Origin of the sequence: Arthrobacter cheniae, assembly GCF_003602275.1 — a bacterium.
Lineage (GTDB): Bacteria > Actinomycetota > Actinomycetes > Actinomycetales > Micrococcaceae > Arthrobacter_D > Arthrobacter_D cheniae.
Window position 1 is genome coordinate 344524 of sequence record NZ_QZVT01000003.1, and the last position, 20229, is coordinate 364752.

The 20229-nt window shown below is 68.3% G+C and carries 21 protein-coding genes; 11 read left to right on the forward strand and 10 right to left on the reverse strand.

The window, feature by feature from the left end:
- The first annotated feature begins 55 nt into the window (after positions 1 to 55).
- The 5 genes from D6T63_RS07100 to D6T63_RS07120 all read left to right on the forward strand — a co-directional run bounded on the left by D6T63_RS07100 (position 56) and on the right by D6T63_RS07120 (position 5446).
- Positions 56 to 820: a DUF4245 domain-containing protein gene (locus D6T63_RS07100; RefSeq protein ID WP_235830598.1), complete on the forward strand. Its 765-nt coding sequence runs from the start codon at positions 56 to 58 to the stop codon at positions 818 to 820.
- Between the two features lie 38 nt (positions 821 to 858).
- Complete coding sequence (locus D6T63_RS07105) at positions 859 to 1473, forward strand: carbonic anhydrase (RefSeq protein WP_120148470.1); 615 nt, start codon at positions 859 to 861, stop codon at positions 1471 to 1473.
- 22 nt (positions 1474 to 1495) lie between these two features.
- The gene (locus D6T63_RS07110) at positions 1496 to 2968 is read left to right on the forward strand and encodes a class II fumarate hydratase (RefSeq protein WP_120148304.1); all 1473 of its coding nucleotides are present in this window, start codon (positions 1496 to 1498) and stop codon (positions 2966 to 2968) included.
- 100 nt (positions 2969 to 3068) lie between these two features.
- Positions 3069 to 3752, forward strand: a complete 684-nt coding sequence (locus tag D6T63_RS07115) for a TetR/AcrR family transcriptional regulator (protein WP_182976912.1) — start codon at positions 3069 to 3071, stop codon at positions 3750 to 3752.
- On the forward strand, positions 3749 to 5446 hold the full coding sequence (locus D6T63_RS07120; RefSeq protein WP_120148306.1) for an MDR family MFS transporter: 1698 nt from the start codon (positions 3749 to 3751) through the stop codon (positions 5444 to 5446). Before D6T63_RS07115 ends, D6T63_RS07120 begins: the two co-directional genes overlap by 4 nt.
- A 117-nt stretch (positions 5447 to 5563) precedes the next feature.
- On the opposite strand, the gene D6T63_RS07125 is transcribed toward D6T63_RS07120, so the two are convergent.
- The 4 genes from D6T63_RS07125 to D6T63_RS07140 form a co-directional block, all read right to left on the reverse strand.
- Positions 5564 to 6034 (reverse strand): NUDIX hydrolase, encoded by a 471-nt coding sequence (locus D6T63_RS07125; protein WP_120148307.1) that lies wholly within the window; start codon positions 6032 to 6034, stop codon positions 5564 to 5566.
- Between the two features lie 5 nt (positions 6035 to 6039).
- Positions 6040 to 6546 (reverse strand): prepilin peptidase, encoded by a 507-nt coding sequence (locus D6T63_RS07130; protein WP_120148308.1) that lies wholly within the window; start codon positions 6544 to 6546, stop codon positions 6040 to 6042.
- Between the two features lie 105 nt (positions 6547 to 6651).
- Complete coding sequence (locus tag D6T63_RS07135) at positions 6652 to 7989, reverse strand: PhoH family protein (protein ID WP_235830628.1); 1338 nt, start codon at positions 7987 to 7989, stop codon at positions 6652 to 6654.
- Between the two features lie 295 nt (positions 7990 to 8284).
- The gene (locus D6T63_RS07140; RefSeq protein WP_120148310.1) at positions 8285 to 9052 is read right to left on the reverse strand and encodes an isoprenyl transferase; all 768 of its coding nucleotides are present in this window, start codon (positions 9050 to 9052) and stop codon (positions 8285 to 8287) included.
- Positions 9053 to 9331: 279 nt separating this feature from the next.
- Between D6T63_RS07140 and trhA the strand changes: the two genes are divergently transcribed.
- Entirely contained in the window at positions 9332 to 9997 is a 666-nt protein-coding gene (gene trhA / locus D6T63_RS07145) for a PAQR family membrane homeostasis protein TrhA (RefSeq protein ID WP_120148311.1), read from the forward strand.
- Positions 9998 to 10041: 44 nt separating this feature from the next.
- Here the strand turns inward: trhA and D6T63_RS07150 are convergent, their stop codons facing one another.
- Both D6T63_RS07150 and mca read right to left on the reverse strand, forming a co-directional pair.
- A complete protein-coding gene (locus D6T63_RS07150; RefSeq protein ID WP_120148312.1) occupies positions 10042 to 10470 on the reverse strand; it encodes a hypothetical protein in 429 nt (142 codons plus the stop codon).
- 83 nt (positions 10471 to 10553) lie between these two features.
- Positions 10554 to 11477, reverse strand: a complete 924-nt coding sequence (gene mca, locus D6T63_RS07155; protein ID WP_235830599.1) for a mycothiol conjugate amidase Mca — start codon at positions 11475 to 11477, stop codon at positions 10554 to 10556.
- A gap of 71 nt (positions 11478 to 11548) precedes the next feature.
- On the opposite strand from mca, the gene D6T63_RS07160 reads away from it, so the two are divergent.
- Complete coding sequence (locus D6T63_RS07160; RefSeq protein WP_235830600.1) at positions 11549 to 11983, forward strand: DUF4307 domain-containing protein; 435 nt, start codon at positions 11549 to 11551, stop codon at positions 11981 to 11983.
- A 205-nt stretch (positions 11984 to 12188) separates the two neighbouring features.
- Positions 12189 to 12680 carry a transcription elongation factor GreA gene (gene greA, locus D6T63_RS07165; RefSeq protein WP_235830601.1) on the forward strand — a complete coding sequence of 164 codons (492 nt, stop codon included), beginning with the start codon at positions 12189 to 12191 and terminating at the stop codon, positions 12678 to 12680.
- Positions 12681 to 12743: 63 nt separating this feature from the next.
- On the opposite strand, the gene D6T63_RS07170 is transcribed toward greA, so the two are convergent.
- From D6T63_RS07170 to D6T63_RS07185, 4 genes are all read right to left on the reverse strand, one after another.
- Entirely contained in the window at positions 12744 to 13343 is a 600-nt protein-coding gene (locus D6T63_RS07170; RefSeq protein ID WP_235830602.1) for a rhomboid family intramembrane serine protease, read from the reverse strand.
- A 3-nt stretch (positions 13344 to 13346) separates the two neighbouring features.
- Positions 13347 to 14624 (reverse strand): threonine ammonia-lyase, encoded by a 1278-nt coding sequence (gene ilvA, locus D6T63_RS07175; protein ID WP_120148472.1) that lies wholly within the window; start codon positions 14622 to 14624, stop codon positions 13347 to 13349.
- 32 nt (positions 14625 to 14656) lie between these two features.
- Positions 14657 to 15910 (reverse strand): AI-2E family transporter, encoded by a 1254-nt coding sequence (locus tag D6T63_RS07180; RefSeq protein ID WP_120148473.1) that lies wholly within the window; start codon positions 15908 to 15910, stop codon positions 14657 to 14659.
- Between the two features lie 102 nt (positions 15911 to 16012).
- Positions 16013 to 16930, reverse strand: coding sequence for an aldose 1-epimerase family protein (locus D6T63_RS07185; RefSeq protein ID WP_120148316.1), 918 nt, complete (start codon positions 16928 to 16930; stop codon positions 16013 to 16015).
- 134 nt (positions 16931 to 17064) lie between these two features.
- Here D6T63_RS07185 and D6T63_RS07190 point away from each other — a divergent pair, with 134 nt between their 5' ends.
- The 3 genes from D6T63_RS07190 to galK are packed head-to-tail and all read left to right on the forward strand — an operon-like array spanning position 17065 to position 20155.
- Positions 17065 to 17865, forward strand: a complete 801-nt coding sequence (locus tag D6T63_RS07190; protein WP_120148317.1) for a DeoR/GlpR family DNA-binding transcription regulator — start codon at positions 17065 to 17067, stop codon at positions 17863 to 17865.
- A complete protein-coding gene (gene galT, locus D6T63_RS07195; protein WP_120148318.1) occupies positions 17862 to 19001 on the forward strand; it encodes a galactose-1-phosphate uridylyltransferase in 1140 nt (379 codons plus the stop codon). Before D6T63_RS07190 ends, galT begins: the two co-directional genes overlap by 4 nt.
- On the forward strand, positions 18998 to 20155 hold the full coding sequence (gene galK, locus D6T63_RS07200; protein ID WP_120148319.1) for a galactokinase: 1158 nt from the start codon (positions 18998 to 19000) through the stop codon (positions 20153 to 20155). The genes galT and galK overlap by 4 nt, the downstream gene beginning before the upstream one ends.
- Positions 20156 to 20229: the final 74 nt, after the last annotated feature.

Here is a 20229-nt window from a genome sequence, read left to right on the forward strand (position 1 = left end):
CCCGACGGCGCCCCTCCGGTTAGGCAGGGCGCCGAGCGTCAGCGAAAATGGAGGGGTGAGCAACCAAGGCGAAGAGCGGGACACCCGAGCGACCGAAGCGGGCTCCGGACACGACGGCGCCGGCCACGACGGCGCCGGTCATGACGACGCCGGCCGGCGGACGCAGCAGGCGGCAGCGGACGCGCGGCTCGAGGCGGAACTGAACGACGACGCGCCGCCCATCACCCTCACACCGAACCAGGCGAAGCGCGCCAGTTCCACCGCCCGCGGCATGCTGATCGCCACCGGCGCGACCATCGCCGTCGTCCTGCCCGTCTACTTCCTCAACCCGACCTATACGGCCGAGACCTACCGGCGCGACATCGACGTCGCAACCGTCGCGCGACAGGCAGCGGGCGATGCCGGCTACCTCCCGGCCGCACCCGGGCTGCCGGAGGACTGGTCCTCGAACTACGCCCGCTGGGTGACCGGCCGCAGTGATGGTGTCGACTACTGGGAGGTCGGGTTCCTCACCGCGGACACCGGCTTCATCCAGCTCACGCAGACCGACGACTCCAATCCCACGTGGGTGGCCCAGCGCGTCGGCGACGCGCAGGTTTCGGGTACACGGACCATCGGCGGGATCGAATGGCAACTGCTGGACGCACCGGATGGCGACACGGTCCTGACGTCCGAGGTCGACGGCTCGACCGTCATCCTGAATGGTGAGGCCTCGCTGACCGAATTCGACACGATGGGTGGGGCCGTCATCGAGGACGTCCGGCAGAACGCCGTCGAGGAGGCCGAGCGCCTGTCATCTTCGGACACGGACGGCTCCTGAGGACAGGTCCAAAGACACCGGACAGTACAGTGGGCGGCGTGACCCAGCAACTGACGCCCGCCGCCGCATGGCTCCGCCTCCAGGAAGGCAATGACCGCTTCGTCGCCTCGGACGTTTCCCATCCGAACCAGGACGCCTCGCGCCGCACGGCCCTCGTCAACGACCAGAACCCCTTCGCCGTCATCTTCGGCTGCTCCGATTCGCGCCTGGCCGCGGAGATCATCTTCGATCTCGGGCTGGGGGACGTCTTCGTGGTGCGGACGGCCGGCCAGGTGATCGACGATGCCGTCCTCGGCTCGCTGGAGTACAGCGTCAGCGTGCTGGGCGTGCCCCTGATCGTGGTCCTCGGGCATGACAACTGCGGAGCCGTGACCGCGACCATGAACGCGATCGACACCGGCGTGATGCCGATCGGGTTCCTCCGGGACCTCGTCGAGCGGATCACGCCGTCGGTGCTGACCGCCCGCCGCTCCGGCGTCACAGAGGTCAACGCCACGGTCATCGAACACACAAGGCAGACCTCCCGCCGCCTCGTCGACAGCTCACGGGTCATCGCGGACGCCGTCGAGCGCGGGAACGTGGCCGTCATCGGTGTCTCCTACCGCCTGGATGAAGGCAAGGCCGTGCTCGTGACGGGATTTGGCGCAGTGTAGAGCGAACGGCGAGAATTGCCGCATGACTCCAACGCCTGCAGCCAGCCCCGATTCCAGCTCCCCTACCGGCGGTACCAGCCTGGAGGGTGCGGAGTACCGCATCGAACACGACACCATGGGTGAGGTCCGCGTCCCGGTCAACGCCCTGTACCGCGCGCAGACGCAGCGCGCCGTGGAGAACTTCCCGATTTCCGGGACCACCCTCGAGCGGGCCCATATCGAGGCCCTTGCCCGGATCAAGAAGGCCGCGGCCACCGCGAACGCCGAACTCGGCGTGCTCGACGACGAGCGCGCGCGGGCCATCGAGGCCGCAGCGGAGGATGTGGCCTCCGGCCGGTACGACGGCGACTTCCCGGTCGATATCTACCAGACCGGCTCCGGCACGTCGTCGAACATGAACGCCAACGAGGTCATCGCGACCCTCGCCAGCCGCGCGCTCGAAGCCGCCGGAAGTACGGCGTCCGTCCACCCGAACGACCACGTCAACGCGTCGCAGTCCTCCAACGACGTCTTTCCGACGTCCGTCCACGTCGCGGCGACCTCCGCCCTCGTGAAGGACCTCATCCCCGCCCTGGCGCATCTCGCCGAGGCGCTGGAGCGCAAGGCCGACGAATTCAAGACCGTCGTGAAGTCCGGCCGGACGCACCTCATGGATGCCACGCCGGTCACCCTGGGCCAGGAGTTCGGCGGTTACGCCGCGCAGGTCCGTTACGGGATCGAGCGCATCGAGGCGTCCCTCCCCCGCGTCGCCGAGGTGCCGCTGGGCGGGACCGCCGTCGGAACCGGCATCAACACCCCGGCAGGTTTCTCGGCGCGCGTGATCGAACTCCTCGCCGCGGACACGGGCCTCCCCCTCACCGAGGCCCGGGACCACTTCGAGGCGCAGGCGAACCGCGACTCGCTCGTGGAGATCTCGGGCATGCTGCGCACCATCGCCGTCTCCCTCACCAAGATCCACAACGACCTGCGCTGGCTCGGCTCCGGACCCAACACGGGACTGGGTGAGATCTCGTTGCCCGACCTCCAGCCCGGCTCCTCGATCATGCCCGGAAAGGTGAACCCGGTCATCGCCGAGGCGGTCATCATGGTGTGCGCGCAGGTCGTAGGCAATGACGCCACGGTCGCGTGGTCCGGCACCAACGGTGCGTTCGAGCTCAACGTCGGCATCCCCGTGATCGCGCGCAACGTCCTCGAGTCGATCCGCCTGCTCAGCAACTCGACCCGGGTCTCGGCCGACCGCATGATCGACGGCATCACCGCGAACGTCGAGCGGGCTCGTTTCCTCGCCGAGGCATCGCCTTCGATCGTGACCCCGCTGAACAAGTACATCGGCTACGAGAATGCCGCCAAGATCGCGAAGAAGGCCGTCGCGGAAGGGCTCACGGTCCGCGAGTCCGTTCTCGCCCTCGGATTCGTGGAGCGGGGCGAGCTCACGGTGGAGCAGCTGGACTCGGCCCTCGACGTGCTGTCGATGACGCGGCCGCCCCAGGGCTGACCTCCCCAGGATCCACCGAAGGGGTGTGCCGTTGCTTGCGGTGCACCCCTTCTGCATGTGCCGTGACGGCAATTTGCACTCTCTGAGAGAGAGTGCAAATATGTACTTCGTGACTTTCAGTGCAACGAACCAGAATCTCGGGCTGCGGGAACGGAAACGCCTCCAGACAAGGTCCTCCCTCGTCGCGGCGGCGCGACGACTGACGCTGGAGCACGGCCTGACGGGCTTCACCGTCGAGCAGCTCTGCGACGAGGTGGGTATCTCCCGCCGCACGTTCTTCAACTACTTCCCCTCCAAGGAGGACGCCGTCCTGGGCCACTCGGACGAGGCCCGCCCGGAGGAGCTGCTCGACGCCTTCGTGGAATCGGGAAGGGCCGACCCACCCGTACCCCTCCTCGAGGCCCTCACCGTGCTGTTCGCCGAGTTCGGCAGCAGGATGGCTATGTCCCGCGAGGAGTACCGGACCATGTCCGCGGTCCTGCAGCGGGAGCCGCAGCTCATGGCGCGCATCTTCGCCCGGGCCGAATCGAAGTCCCAGCTCCTGACGGAACTCATCCTGGCGAGGGAGGGCCTGCCGTCGGATGACCCGGCTGCCCGTGTCGCCACCTTCGTCCTCGGCGGACTCGCCCGCCGGTCGCTCGACGAGTTCTTCGCCGAGGGCAACGCCCTGACCTACGCCGAGGTGTTCCGCCGGAACGTCGAGGCGCTGCGCTACCTCTTCCCATCCGCAGCACCCGGGCTGTCCTCCGACGTCCCCGCCTCCCAGAACCAGGACCCAGCATGAGTACCACGACGGCGCCCGACGGCCCGCTCCTCCTGACGCAGAAACGCATCTGGATCATCTTCTCGGCACTCATCGCCGGGATGCTGCTCTCCAGCCTCGACCAGACCATCGTCTCGACCGCCATGCCCACCATCGTGGGCCAGCTCGGCGGCGTCGAGCACCAGGTCTGGATCACGACGGCGTACCTCCTCGCGACCACGATCGTGATGCCGATCTACGGGAAGTTCGGCGATGTCCTCGGACGCCGCAACCTGTTCCTCTTCGCCATCGCCCTGTTCACCATCGCCTCCATCGGCTGCGCGTGCGCCACCGACTTCTGGGCCTTCGTCATCTTCCGGGCCATCCAGGGCCTCGGCGGTGGCGGGCTCATGATCCTGTCGCAGGCGATCATCGCCGACATCGTCCCCGCGAACGAGCGCGGCAAGTACATGGGCCCCCTGGGCGGCATCTTCGGCCTCAGCGCCGTTGCCGGACCACTCCTCGGCGGCTACTTCGTGGACCACCTGACGTGGAACTGGGCCTTCTACATCAACATCCCCGTGGGTATCGCCGCGTTCGCCATCGCCTGGTTCACCCTTCGCCTCCCGTCCAAGAAGGCCACCAAGCGCATCGACATCCCGGGCGTGGTCCTGCTGTCCCTCGCGACGACCTGCCTCATCTTCTTCACCGACTTCGGCGGTGACGCCGAGGAGGGCTGGACCTCGCCCCTGACCTGGGCCTTCGGTGGCGCCATGGTCCTGGCGGTACTGGCCTTCGTCATGGTGGAGCGTCGCGCCGAGGATCCCATCATCCCGCTTGAGCTCTTCCGCAACCGCACCTTCGTGACCAGCACGGGGATCGGCCTGACGCTCGGCCTCGGGATGTTCGCGGCGCTCGCCTTCATGCCGACCTTCCTGCAGATGGCCTCCGGCACGTCAGCGGCCGTATCCGGCCTGCTGCTCGTCCCGATGATCGTGGGCCTCATGGGTACGTCGATCTACTCGGGCATCGCCATCTCACGCTCGGGCCATTACCGGAAGTACCCGATCACCGGCGTCTCGCTGACCCTCGCCACACTGCTCTGGATGTCCACCCTCACGGCGACTACGCCCATCTGGGTCATCTGCAGCATGCTGTTCTTCTTCGGCGCCGGTCTGGGACTCATCATGCAGGTCATCGTCCTCGTGGTGCAGAACTCGGTGGCCCCGACCATGATCGGTGTCGCGACGAGCACGAACAACTATTTCCGCGAGGTCGGCGCCTCACTCGGTGTCGCCGTCTTCGGTGCGATCTTCACGAGCCGCCTGTCCGAGCGGCTGAACGGGACCTTCTCCGCCTTCGGGGCCACCCCGGAGGCCGCCGGACAGGCGACCTCCACCCTCGATCCGGCCGCGCTGAATGCCCTCCCCGATCAGGTGCGCGACGCCGTCGTGAGCGACTACGCCGAGTCCCTGGCGCCCGTGTTCCTCTACCTCGTCCCGTTCCTGGTGATCGCCCTGGTGCTCGCCCTCCTGCTGCGCGAGATCCCGCTGTCCGACACCTCGGGCATGGTGGCGCGCGGCGAGGCCATCGGCGGAGAGGAAGCGGTCCGCCTCGAGCGTGAACGCGCGACGGCGGCGGCCACCACCGGACCCCGCATGTCAGCCGACGTCGGTGCGTCCGGCTCCCGGCCGACAGTCCCACCAGCAGGGGCCGCAGCCCGCTCCGACTCCTGACACCGAGGTAGGGCGTAGCCCTGCCGCCGCATCACTCGCCGGCCCGGCAGTTTCCCGACTGCCGGGCCGGCGGCGTTCCACGGGGCCCGGCGAGCGCAGTGAGGGACAACCGCCGCGTCAGGAGATGAAACGGGTCCTGCCGTCGAAGCTACCCGCCTCCTGCACGAGCGCGAGATGCCGCGCGTTGAGGGCGGGCAGGGCGTCCAGGGGGAACCAGCGCACATCCAGTGACTCGTCGTCGTTCACGCGCGCGGTCCCGCCGACCCATCGGCACCGGAAGTCGAGGGTCAGGAACGTGCACACGTCCCCGTTGGGGAACGTGACCGGCCCGACGACGCCGACATCGAGCAGGGATTCGACCTCGACGACGACGCCGGTCTCCTCCTCGATCTCCCGCCGCAGCGCGACGGCGGGTTCCTCGCCCGGGTCGACCATCCCCGTGATGATGGTCCAGGCGCCGGTGTCCGCCCGTTGCCCGAGAAGTACCCGTCCCTCGTCGTCGAACACCACGCCCCCGACGCCGGGCAGCCACAGGGGATCGTGCCCGATCTTGCGGCGGAGGGCTAGGACGAAATCCGGGGTAGGCACGGTTGTCAGGGTAGTACAGCGAGCGCGAGCGCAGCACCGGCGATCAGGAACGGCCCGAAGGCCACCGATGAGCGCAGTGTCGCCCTGCGCGCGGTGACGAGGACCGAACTCCAGAGGCCACCGAGCACGATGCCGAAGACGGGCCCCCACCACAGCTCCGCCCAGCCGGCGAATCCCAGGTAGAGGCCGAGCAGCCCGGCGAGCTTGACGTCGCCGAATCCGAGCCCGCTCGGACGAAGCAGGTGCAGCGCCGCGAAGGCGGCCCAGAGGATCACCCCGCCGCCGAGCATGCCCAGCACGCGGTGCCACTCGCCGGCGGCCACCGCCGCTGCACCGAGGACGAGGATGGACGCGGGGTAGGACGGCAGGACGATCCGATCGGGCAGCCGGTGCGTGCGCCAGTCGGTCAGACCCAGACGCAGGCCGAACACCACGAAGGCCGCGAGCGCCACCACGAGGAGCACGAAGGCGGCGGGCTCCTGTTCCAGGTATCCAGCGAGCACTGCGGTCACGCCCCCACGCTACGCGACTGCCCGGCCCCTGACCGGGGCGCCGGCCGAACGGTGGATACACAGGACGTCGGCGCCCCGGTCATCACACCCTGCCGGGCCGGTGGCCTAGTTATCCGCTCCTTCCAGGAGTTCCGTCACCAGTGCGGCGATCGGTGAGCGCTCGGACCGGGTGAGCGTGACGTGGCCGAACAGCGGATGGCCCTTCAGCGTCTCGACGACGGCCGCGATGCCGTCGTACCGTCCGACGCGCAGGTTGTCACGCTGCGCGACATCGTGCGTCAGGACGATCTTCGAGTTCTGTCCGATGCGGCTCATGACGGTGAGGAGCACGTTCTTCTCGAGGGACTGCGCCTCGTCGACGATCACGAAGGAGTCGTGCAGGCTCCGCCCACGGATATGGGTGAGGGGCAGTACCTCGAGCATCCCGCGGTCCATGACTTCCTCCACGACCTCCTGCGACACCAGTGCACCGAGCGTGTCGAAGACGGCCTGCGCCCACGGGTTCATCTTCTCGTTCTCGCTCCCGGGCAGGTACCCGAGCTCCTGGCCACCGACGGCGTAGAGGGGACGGAAGACCACCACCTTCCGGTGGTCCCTGCGCTCGAGCACCGCCTCGAGACCGGCGCACAGCGCCAGGGCCGACTTTCCCGTTCCGGCACGCCCGCCCAGGGATACGATCCCGACCTGCGGATCCATCAGCAGGTCGAGCGCGAGGCGCTGCTCCGCTGAGCGCCCGTGCAGCCCGAAGACGTCGCGATCGCCGCGCACGAGACGGATCTGCTTGTCCGCACCGACCCGCCCCAGCGCCGATCCTCGCTGCGAAAGCATGATGACGCCCGTATTGACGGGTTGTTCCGCCCCCGCCGGGATGAAGACGGCCTCGTGGTCGTAGAGCGCGTTGACCTCCTCCACCGTGGCGTCGAGCTCGGCCACACCGGTCCAGCCGGAGTCCTTCACGAATTCGTTGCGGTACTCGTCCGCCTGCAGACCCATGGCTGAGGCTTTGACACGCATCGGAACATCCTTGGAGACGACGGTGACGTCGTGCCCCGCGACCGAGAGGTTCTTCGCCACCGCCAGGATCCGTGAGTCGTTATCACCACTCCTGAAGCCGACGGGCAGCACCTCGGGCGAGACGTGATTGAGTTCGACGCGCAGCGTTCCGCCCTCTTCCCCGAGGGGGACGTCCCTGTCGAGTCCACCGTTCGTCACCCTCAGGTCATCGAGCAACCTGAGGGCCTTCCGCGCAAAGTACCCCAGCTCCGGATCGTGGCGCTTGCCTTCCAGCTCGGTGATGACGATGATCGGCAGGATCACCTCGTGCTCAGCGAATCTGAGGATCGCGCGGGGATCGGACAGCAGCACGGAGGTGTCGATGACGTAGCTGCGCCGGGCGGGCGCTTCCACGCCGGTGCGGTCAGCCGACCCGGCCGCAGCTCGAATGTCCGCTCGGGTTCCCACAGTGGTTCCGGCGTCCTGCTGGGAGGTATTGGTTGTAGCCACGTGAACTCCGCTCCGGGGGTGAGCACACCCCGAATTCGTAGGGTTGGGTGAGGCTGTCCGGCCTGGAGGCCGGGCGCGGCCTCCCCGACTCGTACGAGATGCCTGTCAGCACCGTCGGCGTCATCAGCGGCCTTCCGTCGACGGGTATGGAGCCCATCGATGGCTCGACAGTACGCTGTTCGGCGAAATGGCGCAGTCTGTTCGCGCGTGTCGATGGTTAAGGGCCGGTGAAGTCTCAGGAGCCGAAGCGGCGCTGCCTGCGGCCGAAGTCGCGTAGGGCCCGCAGGAAGTCGACGCGGCGGAAATCGGGCCACAGGGCCTCGCAGAAATAGAACTCGCTGTAGGCGCTCTGCCACATGAGGAACCCGGAGAGCCGCTGCTCCCCCGAGGTCCGGATCACCAGGTCCGGATCCTGTTGCCCCCGCGTGTAGAGGAAGGAGGAGATGTGCTGGTCCGTCAGCTCCTCGGCCAGGGTCTCGAGCGTTTCACCCTTGCCGGCGGCGTCACGCATGAGCTCCTTGACAGCGTCGACGATCTCGCGCCGTCCCCCGTATCCGACGGCGACGTTGACGTGGAGACCGTCGATCTTCTCGGTCGATGCTGCCAGGCTGACAAGCTTGTTGCTGAGGTCGTCGGGAAGGAGGTCGAGTGCCCCCACCGGCTGGACCCGGACGCGGTTGCTCTCGCCCAGCCGGTCGAGCGTGTTGGCGATGATGTCGAGGAGCTGGTCGATCTCCTCCTGGGGCCGTCCCATGTTGTCGGTGGAGAGCATGTAGAGGGTCACGACGTCGACGCCGAGTTCTTCGCACCACCCGAGGAACTCGTGGATCTTGTCGGCCCCGGCCTGGTGCCCATGGCTCGTCGGAGCTCCCGCGAGCTTCGCCCACCGCCGGTTGCCGTCCACCATGACGCCGATGTGGTGCGGGATGCGCTCGGGAGCCAGGTTCCGCTGGAGCCTGCGCTCGTAGAAGCTGTAGCCGACTTCGGGAAAGGCCCACGTCACGCCCGGCTACCCTCCCCTGGTCCTGCTCCGGCGCGTCCGGAGGCTTATTCCTCGGCGGGACGCCTGCTCCCCGCTCACCATTCCTACCGTACCGGCAGTTGCCGTGCAAAGGGCTGCATTCATGCTGCCGGCAGCCCGCGAAGACCCCGCTCCCGACGGGAGACGTCGAGCGCCGTGGGCTAGAATCCCGGCATGACCCCGCGCCCTTCGGCCCCCGTTCCAGGCCCTTCGGATTCAGCCCGCGCACCCGGGACGAGGTTCGAGGAAGCGGTAGGGGCGATGGCCGGGCCGCTCGCCGACGCGATGGTGACCAAGCCGCTCTGGCGTGGGTGGATCCATGCCGTCGCTACTCCGCTGGCCGTCGCCGCGGGCATCGTGCTGATCATCCTGGCGCCGACCGCGGGCCTGAGAACAGCATCTGCCATCTACGCCTTCACGGGCGTGCTGCTCTTCGGCGTGAGTGCGGTGTACCACCGCGGGAACTGGAGTCCGAGGGTCAAGGTCGTCCTGAAGCGTCTTGACCACACGAACATCATGCTCGTCATCGCCGGGTCCTACACGCCGCTCGCCTGGGCCCTGCTGGAACGAGGGAAGGCGGAGACGCTGCTCTGGGTCATCTGGGGCGGGGCCATCGCCGGGGTCCTCTTCCGCAATCTGTGGGTCGACGCACCGCGCTGGCTGTACGTTCCGATCTATGTGGCACTGGGCCTCGGCTCGGTGTTCTACATGCCGGACTTCTTCGCCGCCAACCTGGCCGCCGGGGTGCTGATCTGCGTGGGAGGTGCCCTCTACATCGCAGGGGCCGTGTTCTACGGGATCAAGCGCCCCAACTTCTCCGTGCGCGTGTTCGGGTTCCACGAACTCTTCCACGCCTTCACCGTGGCTGCCTTCGCAGCGCACTTCATCGCGATCATGCTTGCCGTGCTACAGCCGGTCCAGTCCTAGCACGCCGTCCTCGGTCCACCCCATCTGGACGCCGAACCAGCCGTTCAGCGGTTATCGGGGCCGCGCTTGCCGCCGGGCGCGGGACGGCCGGAGCTGCCGGGTCCGTCTGGTCCATCGCTTGCGCCGGTGCTGCCGGGTCCGTTTCCAGTGCCGTGAGATCCGTCAGATCCGGCAGTGCCGTGCGATCCGTCAGATCCGGCGGGCTCGTCGCCAGTGCCGCCTGCGGCCGGAGGCACCCCGCGCGTCCGGGAATCGCCCCGCTGCGCCCGGGACTGCGCTACCTCCGCGGCGTACCGCACACGCCGGATGCGCTTGACCATGTCGCGGATCAGGAAGATGACCACCACCACCATGAACAGGGTCGCCAGGAAACCCAGTGTTCCCGGGGTCACGGAGGCCGGATCGAGGTCCGGACGCAGGGTCGGATCCCCTGACGGCGTCGTCGTTGCTGCCAGGCTGAGGTCAAGGAACACGCATGCACCACTTTCGAAGCTCGCAGCGGATCACGGTGGCCCGCCGCGTGCAATTCTACGCGGCATAGAACTGACGGACAGACCTACGATCCGGCCGAGATGCCGGCGAAGAAATCGTTCTCAGGAATCTGGTGGTCGACCCTCGATGTGATGAGTGAGTAGTCCTCCCACGGCCAGACCTTCTGCTGCAGGTCTGTCGATACGGCGAAGAAGAACCCCTCTGGGTCGACCTGCGTCCGGTGGGCCAGCAGCGCCCGCTCGCGGTGCCCGAAGAAGTCGCCGCAGTCGATCTGCGTCGTGGTCGGATGGGTGGGCGCGGGAGGCTGGTGACCTTCTGCGTCTGCTTCCAGCCACTGGGCCAGACGCTCCGCGTAGGGCGACTGGAGCCCTGCTTCCTCGAGGGCGAAGTGCAGTGCACGGAACCGCTCCGGATTGAAGGCGCGGTCGTAGTAGAGCTTAGAAACGCTCCACGCCTCGCCCGTCCCCGGATAGCGGGCCGGGACCGCCGCAGCCTCGAACGCCTCGACGGCGACGCGGTGGGCCATGATGTGGTCGGGGTGCGGGTAACCCCCGTTCTCGTCGTAGCTGACGATCACGTGCGGTCGGAACTCGCGGACCAGCTTCACGAGCGGTGCGGCCGCACGCTCGAGGGGCTGCAGGGCGAAGCAGCCGGCGGGGAGGTCCGGGAGCGGGTCTCCTTCGGGTAGGCCCGAATCGGTGAAGCCGAGCCACCGCTGCTGCACACCGAGCTCCGCGATGGCGTTGGCCATCTCGACGCGACGCAGACCCGTGAGGTCACGCTTGCCGTGCGGATCGCCCTCCATGGCAGCATTCAGAATGTCGCCCCGCTCGCCGCCGGTGCAGGTCGCGACCATGACCTCCGCCCCTGCCGCAGCGTAGCCGGCCATGGTGGCCGCGCCCTTGCTCGACTCGTCGTCCGGGTGGGCATGGACCGCGAGAAGGCGGAAGCCCTCGCGGGACACACGGGATTGATCATGGCTTGGCACACGTGCTCCTGGCTCTGCGGGTGGGACGGCGGCCGGAGTCGAACACCATCGGTGAGCGGTAAAATGGGAGAGTGAGCTCCTCCTACACGCCAACATCAAGAGTAGCCAATCGCTACGGCACCCCCAAGCCGAAAAAGCCGTTGAGCCGCGCGCGGATGCTGGTCATCGCGGTGATCCTCGCAGCCGTGGCGGCCGTTGCCGCCGTCGCCCTCACGACCGGGAGCCCCGATGTGTCCGCCAAGGACGTCGGATTCTCGCTGGCCTCCGACGGACGGGCGAGCGTCGACTTCGAGGTGTCGAAGGATCGCGCAGCCACCGCGCAGTGCGCCGTACAGGTCCTCAGCGAGAACTATGCCTTCGTGGGCTGGAAGGTCGTCACGATCGGGCCGAACAGCGCCGAGGACGGTGCCAACAGCGGTGGAACGACGGCTCACAGGACCGACGTCCGCACGGACGCACCCGGCGTCACCGGCGGCGTCAATGCCTGCTGGATCGTCGAGGAGTGAGCAGACTTCCCGGGGCTTGTTGGGATATGACCCGCACGCCTCTAGAATGATCGGATACGTATCGCCCCGCTTCACCGGCGTACCGGGCAACCGGTCCCACGAGGCGGGGTGTTTGCTTGCCGTGCTGAGAAGTATCGTCATTGCCCGGACGAGCGACCATGAGCCACGCCTGAGCAGGCGGAGGCCGTACCTAAGGAGTTATCCCGTGTCCACGAACAGCGCCCCCGCCGCCTGGCTCACGCAGGAGTCCTATGACCGACTCAAGGCCGAGCTGGAACACCTCTCCGGTCCCGGCCGCACCGAGATCGTGGCTCGCATCGAGCAGGCACGCTCCGAGGGTGACCTGAAAGAGAACGGCGGCTACCACGCCGCCAAGGAGGAGCAGGGCAAGGCCGAGGCCCGGATCCGCCAGCTCACCCAGCTCCTCAACGACGCCCACGTGGGTGAGGCTCCGGCGGACAACGGGATCGTCGAGCCCGGCATGATGGTCTCCGCGAGGATCGCCGGGAATGTCGAGAACTTCCTCCTCGGCAGCCGCGAGGTCGCCGGTGACACCAAGGTCGATGTCTACAGCGAGAGGTCCCCGCTGGGCGCAGCCATCCAGGGCACGAAGGCCGGCGACACCGTCACCTACACCGCTCCGAACGGCAGGAAGATCACGGTCGACATCATCTCGGCGACACCGTACGTCGGTTGACACCCAGGCTGCCGATCGGCGACCCCGGCCACTGATCACTATCGGGTGGTCAGGCAGCGTCGGTCAGGCAGCTGTTCCGAAGCGGTCCGTTCCCAAGGGAACGGACCGCTTCCGTTTGAGGAGGAACGCCGCCAGGACACCGCCGAGGGCCCCGAAAAGGTGCGCCTGCCAGGAGATGTTCGAGCCGACCGTCGGCAGTACGCCCCAGAGGATGGACCCGTAGGCGGCGAAGAGGATCACGGCGAGGAGGATCTGCTTCCAGTCGCGGTTGTAGAAGCCGCGCGTGACCAGGTAGGTGAAGAGGCCGAAGACGACCCCCGACGCGCCGATGGTCAGTCCCCCTCCGAAGACCCAGGTGCCGACGCCGGACGCGAGCCAGCTGGACCCGAGCGCCACCGCGAAGCGCCGCGCTCCCTCGAGGAACGCGAGGAAGCCCAGGACCAGGAGGGGGAAGGAGTTGCTCGCGAGGTGCTCCACTCCCCCGTGCAGGAGCGGGGCGAAGACCACGCCGTCGAGCCCGTCCACGCGGCGGGGTGCGATGCCCAGCGTCGTGACCAGCTGGTTGTCGAGCAGCGCGTTGAGCAGGAAGGCGGCCCACATCACGGCGACGAGGGCGACGACGGTGATCAGGCCGGTCTGGGCCCTTCGCACGAGCGGAATCACGGCTCAGCCCCGGATGACCACCGGCTGGAAGCCCTCTGCGCGCAGGTTGCTGAGGACCTGCTCGCAGTGCTCATCGCCCTTGGTCTCCATGTTGATGGTGATCGCGACGTCACCCATGCTGATCGATCCGCCCACCCGGGTATGGTCCACACCGGTCACGTTCGCGTCCGATTCGGCGATGATCCTCGAAATGGTGGCGAGGGAGCCCGGCCGGTCGTCGAGCAGCATGCGCACCACGAGGAAGCGCCCTGCTGCCGCGAGGCCGCGCTGGATGACCTTCAGCATCAGCATCGGGTCGATATTGCCGCCGGAGAGAACCACGACGGTGTTCCCGGGCTTGGCTCCGTCCTCCGTCAGTTTGCCGTCGAGCAGTGCGGCGACGCCCACGGCGCCGGCCGGCTCGACGACCATCTTCGCTCGCTCCAGGAGGAAGATGAGGGCACGAGCGAGGGAGTCCTCGCTGACCGTGACGACGTCGTCCACCAACTCCCGGATGATCGAGAAGGGCAGCTGCCCCGGACGTCCGACGGCGATACCGTCGGCGATGGTCGACACCTTGGTGAGGGGCACGAGCGCATCGGCGGCGAGCGACGGCGGGTAAGCTGCGGCGTTCTCGGCCTGCACCCCGATGATGCGGATCTCCCTTCCGAGCTCCTTCGCCCTCGCCTTGACGGCCACGGCGACGCCGGCCAGAAGGCCTCCCCCGCCCACGCCCATGAGGATCGTGTCGACGTCGGGCACCTGCTCGAGGATCTCCAGGCCGATAGTCCCCTGGCCGGCCACCACGTCGACGTTGTCGAAGGGGTGCACGAAGACGGCGCCTGTTTCATCGGCGTATCTCTTCGCCTCGGCCAGCGCCTCGTCCACGTTGTGCCCGTGCAGCACCACTTCGGCACCGTGGCCCCGCGTCGCGGCGAGCTTCGGGAGTGCGACGCCGAGCGGCATGTAGATCCGCGCGGAGATGCCGAGACGGGCGGCTGCCACCGCAACCCCCTGCGCATGATTGCCGGCGGAAGCTGCGACCACGCCGCGCTCGCGCTCGGCCTCGGTCAGCTTCGCCATGCGGTTGTACGCACCACGGACCTTGAAGGACCCGGCGCGCTGCAGGTTCTCGCATTTGAAGGACACCGTGGAGCCGGTCAGGCGGCCGAGGGCGCGTGACTGCTCAATGGGCGTGCGTGCGATGACGCCGTCGAGCGTCCGTTGTGCGGCCTGGACATCGGCCAGGGTCACCGGGAGGGCCGCATCCGAGGCGAGGTCGAGGACTGTTGTGCCGTACATGGAGCCGGACGGGGTTGCTACGGTCTGATCGGTCATGGGGAAAGCTCTTCCTGAAGGGCTGGCGCCGCGGGTGCGTGAAGTTCCGGGGTGTTGGCCGGCGAGGGAGACTCCTGCTCCGCCGTCGCCGGCCCGCTAATGCCGTGCCCTCCCCCGATCGGCCAGCCTTCCTGCGCCACCACCGGATCGTATTCCCAGGCGCGGTGCGCGATGTAGCGGACGGACGTGTTGAGCACCGCCAGGATCGGGACGGAGAACAGGGCCCCCGGGATCCCCGCCAGGAGCGTTCCACCTGCCACAGCAAGGACGACGGCCAGCGGGTGCAGGGCGACGGCCGGCCCCATGATGAGGGGCTGGAGGATATGGCCCTCGACCTGCTGCACGAGCAGCACGATCGCGAGCATGACGAGCGCATTGACCCATCCGTTGGTGACCAAGGCCAGCATGACGGCGACGGAGCCGGTGGCCAGCGCACCGACGATGGGGATGAAGGATCCGAGGAAGACGAGCACCCCGAGTGGGAGCGCCAGCGGAACGCCGATGATCGCCGCGCCGACACCGATGCCTATCGCGTCGACCGCCGCCACGAGCATCTGCACGCGCACGTAGCTGGCCATCGACGTCCAGCCCCGCCGGCCGGCTCCGTCCACGGCAGCTCGTGCCGGGACCGGCGCGAGTCCGACGACGAATCGCCAGATCCGTCCGCCGTCGAGCAGGAAGAAGATCAGGGTGAACACCGTCAGGAGTGTTCCCGCTCCGACGTGTCCCGCAGTCGTGCCGAAGGAGAGGGCACCGCTGAGGATCGAGGCGCTGTTGTTCTGGGCTGCGTCGCCGATGTCCTGGAGGAACTGGTCGATCTCCGACGTCGTGAGCCGCAACGGGCCCTGTGACAACCAGTCCAGCGTTTGCTGGATCCCGGCGCGGGCTTCACTCCACAGACTGGTGAATCCGAGTGCGAGTTGCTGCCCCACCAGCAGGAGCGCCGCTGCGATCACGCTGAAGAAACCGACCAGTGTCACGGCGACCGCCAGCCCGTTGGGCATGCGGCGGCGCAGCGCGTTCTTGACGGGCATGAGCAGGGCAGCGACGAGGCCCGCGATCATGAGCGGTATGACGAGGAGCGAGACCATGCCGAGCAGGTAGACGAGGACGCCCCCGACGACGACGACGAGCCCGATGCGCCAGGACCAGGAGGCTGCAACGCGAAGCGCGAAGGGAACGTCCGTGCGGTCATCGGTCCGGGGGGCCTGCCGGTCTGTCGCTGGTGGCACCGGCAGCGGCCCGGGCATTGCGGCGGCTCCGCGGCTCACCGCACGCTGGAGGACGCGCTGAGGTTTCGCTCCGGGGAGACGCTGCATGGGCCAATCTTTCCATAGAAGGCCCGGGCGTCCCTATCCGAGACCTGGCAGTATGCCCCATTCTGCGGAGAATGACGCGCCGGCGTCGAGCCAGCGCAGTCCCTCGCCCGAGTTGAGGGCATTCGCCGGCGCGGTCATCGGCTCGATCGCGACCGCTTTGTCCACGCCGGGATAGATAGTGCTCACGTAGACGTGCGCATAGGCGAACGACGCATCCGCCCAGAGGGTGACCTTGCGGCCGTCCGGGGCGGACAGCACGTGCTCATGGCGGTCCCCGACCATCGCCAGGCCGGTGAAGGCGGTGTCGAACTGGACGTCGCCGATCCGCTGCCCCTTCCGCAGGTCGCGTTGTCCGGTGACGGGTACTTTCCCTGTCGGGATGGACCGGTCATCGGACTCGAACATCTCGGCCGCCAGCAGCGTCAGGGTGAGGTCCTCCGTGGGAACGTCGGAGATCTTGAGATAGGGGTGCGCGCCGAGGGCGAAGGGGGCGGCGTCGTCGGACAGGTTGCTGAGCTCCTGCGTGACCGTCAGCTGCTGTTCCGTCAGTTGGTAGGTGGCCCGGTGCACCAGGTGGAACGGGTAGCCGTGCTGCGGGAAGATCTCGGCTTCGAGGACTATCCGGGCCGGCGCGACGTCGATGGCCTGGTAGCCGGTGTTGCGGAGGAGTCCGTGGCTGGCATTGCCCTTGGAGGGCTCCGTGATATCGAGCCTCTGCTCCTTGCCGTGCAGGGACCAGCGGCCGTCGGCCACGCGGTTCGGCCACGGAGCCAGGAGGATGCCGCCACCACCCGCGGGGATATCGGCGTCGCCCCATGTCTCCGTCAGGGCCGTGCCACCGACCTCGTAGGAGCGCAGTGCTGCTGCGAGGCTCGCTACGACCACGGTCGAGGCGCCTGCCTGCAGCGTGTAGTTGATGCCGCTTGCCAGGCGTGGAGTAGCTGAGGTCATGCAGCGATGCTACCGCCGGGTGCGCCGCACCCTGGCTGCTGCACGTGGGTGGCGCGAACGCCTATGATACGTTTTGTTCGTTTCAGTGCGGACTAGTTCGATTGCCCGCCTGTCCACGAGATGCAAGGAAGATCATGCTCGCAGCAGAGCGCCACGGAGCGATCCTCGAACGCCTGGCCCACCAGCCCGCGGTGCGTGTCAGCGGACTCGCACTGGCCCTCGGCGTCTCCGAGATGACGGTCCGACGTGACATCGACATCCTCGAAGCCCGGGGCGCCCTGGTCCGGGTCCACGGAGGAGCAGTCCGTCCCGGCAGCCTCAGTTCGGTGGAGGCCGCCTTTGACGTCAACCGGACGCGTGGCGGTGAGGCGAAGCGGCGGATCGCAGCCGCAGCCGTATCGCTCCTGGCTCCCGGCATGACCGTATCCATCACGGGTGGCACCACGACCTATGCGCTGGCCCCCCTCCTCTCGCGTGTGCCGGGACTGACCGTCATCACCAACTCCCTACCCCTGGCCGACGAGCTCCATCGGCTGCACACCGCCAACCAGGGCGACGGCGCTGCCCAGGTCCTGCTCTCGGGCGGGCAACTCACGCCATCGAAGGCCCTGGTCGGCCCGCTCGCCACCCGTGCCATCGAATCCCTCCATGCGGATCTCTGCTTCATGGGTGCCCACGGCGTCGATGCGTCCGCCGGCATCACCACCCCCAACCTCGCCGAGGCGGACACCAACCAGGCCTTCGTCCGCAGCTGCGGACAGCTCGTCGTCCTCGCGGACTCGAGCAAGATCGGCGTCGTCAGCCTCGCCCGCGTATCCACCCTCGACGCCGCCGCGGCCCTCGTCACCGACCGCCGGCCCGGCAGCGACTACGCCGCACTCACCCGGATCCTTTGTGACCCCGTTCCCGACCCCCACCTGGAAGAGCGCCCATGACCCACGTCACCCCTACCCGCCTGTCCGACGGGCGCGAACTGATCTACTTCGATGCGCGCGAGGAGAGCGCTGCCCGGCACCGGAATGCCGATGCCACCCGCGACGAGCGGGGACTGCCGGCACGCGGCCCGGCCGGTACGGCTCGGTACGACGCCCTGTCCGGGGAGTGGATCGCCGTCGCAGCCCACCGTCAGTCGCGGACGCACCTCCCACCCACCGACCAGTGCCCCCTTTGCCCGACGACGGCGGCGAACCTCTCGGAGATCCCCGCCTCCGACTACGAGGTCGTGGTGTTCGAGAACCGCTTCTCGTCCTTCGGCCCGGATCTCGGCGACCTCCCGGCCGTCCCGGGATGGGGTACGACGACGACGGCCTACGGTCGGTGCGAGGTCGTCGCGTTCGATTCCGCGCACGAGGGCTCCTTCGGCTCGCTCGGCCCGGAGCGCGCACGGACCGTCATCGACGCGTGGGCCCAGCGCACCGAGGCCCTGTCGGCGATGCCGGGCATCAAGCAGGTCTTCTGCTTCGAGAACCGCGGTGCGGACATCGGCGTGACCCTGCTGCACCCGCACGGGCAGATCTACGCCTACCCATTCATCCCACCGCGCGCCGCCACGCTCGCCGCCCGGGCACACGAGTTCTTCGAGGCGTCCGGCGGCACCCGGACGCTGATGGGTCACGCGCTCGCTGCGGAACGAGAGTCCGGAGAACGCATGGTCATCGAGGGAGAGCACTTCAGCGCCTTCGTCCCCTTCGCCGCCCGCTGGCCGCTCGAGGTCCATCTGGTCCCCCACCGTCACGTCGCCGACATCGCGGGCCTGACGGGCGAGGAGCGCGACGAGCTCACCACCGTCTACCTCGACCTCCTCGGCAGGCTCGACGCGCTCTATCCGACCCCCACCCCGTACATCGCGGCGTGGCAGCAGGCCCCGATCGACGACGTGCTCCGCCCGGCGAGTTACCTGCACCTGCAACTCACGTCGCCCCGCCGAGCCGCCGATAAGCTGAAGTTCCTCGCCGGTTCGGAAGCCGCGATGGGTGCCTTCATCAACGACACCACCCCGGAGAAGGTCGCGGACGCACTCCGCGCCGCCACTCCGGCCCCCGCAGCTCCAGCACGGAAGGACCAGGCATGACCTCCAGCCCCCTCGACCTCGCGGCGGCGTTCACCGACCGCTTCGGCACCGAACCGGACGGACTCTGGTCGGCACCGGGACGCGTCAACGTGATCGGTGAGCACACCGACTACAACGACGGCTTCGTGCTTCCCTTCGCCATCAAGCATTCGACGACGGTGGCGGCCGCCATCAGGCCCGATCGGATCGTCCGGGTCGCCTCCACCTTCGCGCCCGACGAGGCACCCGTGACCGCGGATCTCGACGCCCTCGAGGAAGGGAGCGTGAAGGGCTGGGCCGCCTATCCCCTGGGCGTCCTCTGGGCCATGGAGCAGTCGGGGTACCGATGCCCCGGCATGGATCTGCTCGTGGACTCGTCCGTGCCGGTAGGCGCGGGCCTCTCCTCTTCCGCGGCCCTCGAGTGCTCGGTCGCCGTCGCGGTCAACGACCTGTCCCAGGCCGACGTCTCCCGACGGGAGCTCGCAGTCATCGGACAGCTCGCCGAGAACAGCATGGTCGGGGCGCCGACGGGCATCATGGACCAGTCCGCGTCCCTCCTCGGCGAGGTGGGGCACGCGGTCTTCCTCGACTGCAGATCCGGCGACTCCCGCCTGGTTCCGCTCGACCTGGAGGGAGCCGGGCTCGAGCTCATGGTGATCGACACCCGCGTCAGCCACTCGCATTCCACCGGCGGCTATGCCGCACGCCGTCGCTCCTGCGAACTCGGCGCGGAACTCATGGGAGTGCCCGCCCTTCGCGACCTCTCGGTCAAGGATCTGGCGGAGGCGGCCGGCGTCCTCGACGAGGAGACATTCCGGCGCGTGCGGCACATAGTGACCGAGAATGCCCGGGTCGAGGACGCCGTCCAGGTCCTCACGAGCAAGGGACCGGCCCAGCTCGGGCCACTGCTCGTGGCCAGCCACGCCTCCATGCGAGACGACTTCGAAATCTCCTGCGCAGAGCTGGACACCGCCGTGGATGCGGCGCTCGACGCCGGCGCCCTGGGCGCCCGCATGACGGGCGGCGGCTTCGGCGGTGCCGCGATCGCGCTGGCGCGGGCCGACGACGTCGCCGCCATCGGTTCGGCGGTCGAGAAAGCCTTCTCCGCCGCTGGATTCCGCGCGCCCATGATCTTCAGCGTCCTTCCCGGCGCCGGCGCCGCCCGGATCGCCTAGGGACTGCCGAGACAGCAGAGGACCCGCAACCGAAAGGTCGCGGGTCCTCTTCTTCGATCGAAGCCGTCGGTCGC

What these genes read in the sequence shown, in the direction of transcription:
- D6T63_RS07190 (WP_120148317.1), top strand. Translation starts at nt 17,065, where the DNA reads ATGCTCGCAGCAGAGCGCCACGGAGCGATCCTCGAACGCCTGGCCCAC.
- galT (WP_120148318.1), top strand. Translation starts at nt 17,862, where the DNA reads ATGACCCACGTCACCCCTACCCGCCTGTCCGACGGGCGCGAACTGATC.
- D6T63_RS07110 (WP_120148304.1), top strand. Translation starts at nt 1,496, where the DNA reads ATGACTCCAACGCCTGCAGCCAGCCCCGATTCCAGCTCCCCTACCGGC.
- galK (WP_120148319.1), top strand. Translation starts at nt 18,998, where the DNA reads ATGACCTCCAGCCCCCTCGACCTCGCGGCGGCGTTCACCGACCGCTTC.
- D6T63_RS07120 (WP_120148306.1), top strand. Translation starts at nt 3,749, where the DNA reads ATGAGTACCACGACGGCGCCCGACGGCCCGCTCCTCCTGACGCAGAAA.
- trhA (WP_120148311.1), top strand. Translation starts at nt 9,332, where the DNA reads ATGGCCGGGCCGCTCGCCGACGCGATGGTGACCAAGCCGCTCTGGCGT.
- D6T63_RS07185 (WP_120148316.1), bottom strand. Translation starts at nt 16,930, where the DNA reads ATGACCTCAGCTACTCCACGCCTGGCAAGCGGCATCAACTACACGCTG.
- ilvA (WP_120148472.1), bottom strand. Translation starts at nt 14,624, where the DNA reads ATGTACGGCACAACAGTCCTCGACCTCGCCTCGGATGCGGCCCTCCCG.
- D6T63_RS07115 (WP_182976912.1), top strand. Translation starts at nt 3,069, where the DNA reads ATGTACTTCGTGACTTTCAGTGCAACGAACCAGAATCTCGGGCTGCGG.
- D6T63_RS07180 (WP_120148473.1), bottom strand. Translation starts at nt 15,910, where the DNA reads ATGCCCGGGCCGCTGCCGGTGCCACCAGCGACAGACCGGCAGGCCCCC.